We start from the raw sequence: 1,779 nt of genomic DNA, 5'->3' as shown, positions 1-1,779 counted from the left end.
TATCTGCAACCTCAAAGCTGTTCTTTGAGCAGCCTACAGCTAGCTTCCTAGTTTAATCTTTGCTTTTCACTGAGTATCAAGTTAAAAAAATGAGGCTGGTCAAAAAGTCTTTAAAATTATAAAACGCATCATATCAGGTGTACATGAACTGCACCCCAAAAGTTAGACAGAAAAAATCTAACTTTTGGGGTGTTTTTATTATGAAATTAACTTATGATGATAAAGTTCAGATCTATGAACTTAGAAAACAAGGATATAGCTTAGAGAAGCTTTCAAATAAATTTGGGATAAACAATTCTAATCTTAGGTATATGATTAAATTGATTGATCGTTACGGAATAGAGTTCGTCAAAAAAGGAAAAAATCGTTACTATTCTCCTGATTTAAAACAAGAAATGATTCATAAAGTCTGACATGAAGGCTGGACTAAAGATAGAGTTTCTCTTGAATACGGCCTCCCAAGTCGTACGATACTTCTTAACTGGCTAGCACAATACAGGAAAAACGGGTATACTATTGTTGAGAAAACAAGAGGGAGAGTACCTAAAATGGGACGTAAGCCAAAAAAGAGACCTGCAGAGAGGACAGAATTAGAACGTCTTCAAGCAGAAAATGAGTACCTGAGAGCGGAGAATGCCATCCTAAAAAAGTTAAGAGAACTCCGATTGAAGGAGGAAAAAGAGAAAGACAGAAATTGTTTAATTGTTCAAGAATTAATGACTGAGTTTTCGTTAGTTCTTCTTCTAAAATCCATTAAACTAGCTCGTTGGACCTACTACTATCACTTGAAACAGCTAGACAAAACAGATAAGGACCAAGAGCTTAAAGCTGAAATTCAATCCATTTTTATCGAACACAAGGGAAATTATGCTTATCGTCGAATTCATTTAGAACTAAGAAATCGTGGTTATCTGGTAAATCATAAAAGAGTTCAAGGCTTGATGAAAGTACTCAATTTACAAGCTAAAATGCGACAGAAACGAAAATATTCTTCTCATAAAGGAGACGTTGGTAAGAAAGCAGAGAATCTCATTCAAGGCCAATTTGAAGGCTCTAAAACAATGGAACAGTGCTACACAGATGTGACTGAATTTGCCATTCCAGCAAGTACTCAAAAGCTTTACTTATCACCAGTTTTAGATGGCTTTAACAGCGAAATTATTGCTTTTAATCTTTCAACTTCGCCCAACTTAGAACAAGTACAAACAATGTTGGAACAGGCATTCACAGAGAAGCACTACGAAAATACGATTCTCCATAGTGACCAAGGCTGGCAATACCAACACGATTCTTATCATCGGTTCCTAGAGAGTAAGGGAATTCAAGCATCCATGTCACGTAAGGGAAACAGCCAAGACAACGGTATGATGGAGTCCTTCTTTGGGATTCTGAAATCGGAAATGTTTTACGGTTATGAGAAGTCGTTTCAGTCGTTTAAGCAATTGGAACAAGCTATTATAGACTATATTGATTACTACAACAATAAACGAATTAAGGTAAAACTAAAAGGACTTAGCCCTGTGCAATACAGAACTAAATCCTTCGGATAAATTAATTGTCTAACTTTTTGGGGTCAGTACAAAACTCTTGCTACTATGCGTTTTATTATTGAAAGACTTATTGGACTTTCTCTCAAATCGAGTTTTTACTCAATTTTCTTACTTGATTGGGATTGAAATTCCAATTAATTTCTCTGAGTAGAGTGTCTTGATATTGGCTTCATCAACAGAGGCCTTATCAATTTTACGTTTCAAGAAAAATTCTTGAATGGTTTCGATT

General features: G+C 35.4%; 2 pseudogenes. One reads left to right on the top strand and one right to left on the bottom strand.

The features are described from left to right. Positions 1–200: 200 nt before the first annotated feature. A pseudogene (locus DCM90_RS09600) lies at positions 201–1,550 on the top strand (IS3 family transposase). Between the two features lie 108 nt (positions 1,551–1,658). On the opposite strand, the pseudogene DCM90_RS09595 reads toward DCM90_RS09600, so the two are convergent. Then, positions 1,659–1,779: pseudogene (locus DCM90_RS09595) on the bottom strand (DUF1827 family protein); the annotation flags it as partial.

Origin of the sequence: Levilactobacillus bambusae (genome assembly GCF_003124125.1) — a bacterium.
GTDB lineage: Bacteria > Bacillota > Bacilli > Lactobacillales > Lactobacillaceae > Levilactobacillus > Levilactobacillus bambusae.
This window is presented reverse-complemented; position numbering and strand designations above follow the sequence as displayed.